The organism is Rhodococcoides kyotonense (assembly GCF_900188125.1).
In the GTDB taxonomy this organism is placed as follows: Bacteria; Actinomycetota; Actinomycetes; order Mycobacteriales; family Mycobacteriaceae; genus Rhodococcoides; species Rhodococcoides kyotonense.
Genome location: NZ_FZOW01000046.1, coordinates 1 through 1,313, shown reverse-complemented (window position 1 = coordinate 1,313; position 1,313 = coordinate 1). Strand labels below are relative to the sequence as shown.

Here is a 1,313-nt window from a genome sequence, read left to right as displayed (position 1 = left end):
CTCGTGATGCTCCTATGACTGTCAAGTAGTGATTTTTCGGGTCAGGAGCTGAAACATTTCGCGGGCGACGGCTCGTTTGAGGCAGCGAATGATTTCGCGTGGGGTTTTGCCTTCGGCGAGTCGTCGGTCCCGGTATGCCTGGGTTCGTGGGTCTCGTTTCAAGCGGGCCAGGACGATGATATGTAGTGCTCGGTTGGCTTGCCGGTTGCCGCCGCGGTTGAGTCGATGCCGGTTGTTCTTGCCCGAGGATGCGGGGATCGGTGCGACTCCGCAGAGGCTGGCGAATGCGGCTTCGGTGGAGATACGTTCGGGGTTGTCGCCGACGGTGATCAACAGTTGCGCTGCGGTCTCGTAGCCCACCCCGAAACGTTCGACGAGGTCGCCGGCGGTGGCGTCGACGAGGACTTTCAGGTCTTTGTCGAGGGCGGTGATTTCTTTGTCGAAGGCGCGGATCCGGTGTGCGATCGAGCGCAGCGCGGCCGAGACTGCAGCGTTGACTGCACCGGGCTTGACCTTGGTGCGGGAGAGCCGCGCGCAGGCATCGACCAGAGCCGCTGTGGTCAGATCACGCAGCTGCTCGCGGATCGTCTCGGGTGCGTTCACCACAGCTGATTTCAGTGCGGTGATCGCCTCGGCACGGGACTTGACCGCGGAGCGACGAGCGTTGTGCAGGAAGCGAATTGCTTCGACATCCCCATCGTGTGCTTTCGGGACGGTGCGGGCGATACCCGACGCAGCCAACCGGGCAGCACTGTAGGCGTCGAGAGGGTCGGACTTGCCGTGAAACCTGCGTGAGTGGCGGTCGGTGCGGTCGACATCGACGACCTCGAAACCCGCCTTCTGCAGAGTCGCGGTGACCCCGGAGCCGTAACTGCCGGTGCCTTCGACACCGATGCGTGCGATGGTGCCGACACCGTCGAGCCACGCCAGTAGGTCGCGGTGGCCGGCGGCGGTGGCGGCGAACTCGCGGTCGGCGATGTCGCGGCCGAGGTGGTCGATGATCGCGGCGTGGTGGGTGTCTTTGTGAGTGTCGATACCGACGAACACGGCGAGGCTGACATCGGGTGGGTTTTCGGTCATGCTGGACACTGGTTATCCCTTCGTGAGGTGACCACGCACCGGCCGGAGGCGGCGGACAACACAGTGACGGGACTCTTTGGTCAGGCTCCTATCAAGTCACTCCGCCCCACCGGTTGCGTGTGCTTCGTGTCCGTCGATGCAGCAGCAGACACATCACGAGGAAGACAGCCATCGGCGTCAGAGCGAAAACGAGTCAAACTCCTGCATCGACGAACAACTCCAGTATCACTGAG

Annotated in this window: 1 protein-coding gene; it reads right to left on the bottom strand. The window is 63.0% G+C overall.

Annotated features, from left to right (window positions below; genetic code table 11):
• Positions 1-21: 21 nt before the first annotated feature.
• The gene (locus CHB96_RS29305; protein ID WP_089253015.1) at positions 22-1,080 is read right to left on the bottom strand and encodes an IS110 family RNA-guided transposase; all 1,059 of its coding nucleotides are present in this window, start codon (positions 1,078-1,080) and stop codon (positions 22-24) included.
• Positions 1,081-1,313 lie beyond the last annotated feature (233 nt).

Coding starts and splice junctions, on each gene's coding strand:
- CHB96_RS29305 (WP_089253015.1), bottom strand. CDS start 1,080: ATGACCGAAAACCCACCCGATGTCAGCCTCGCCGTGTTCGTCGGTATC.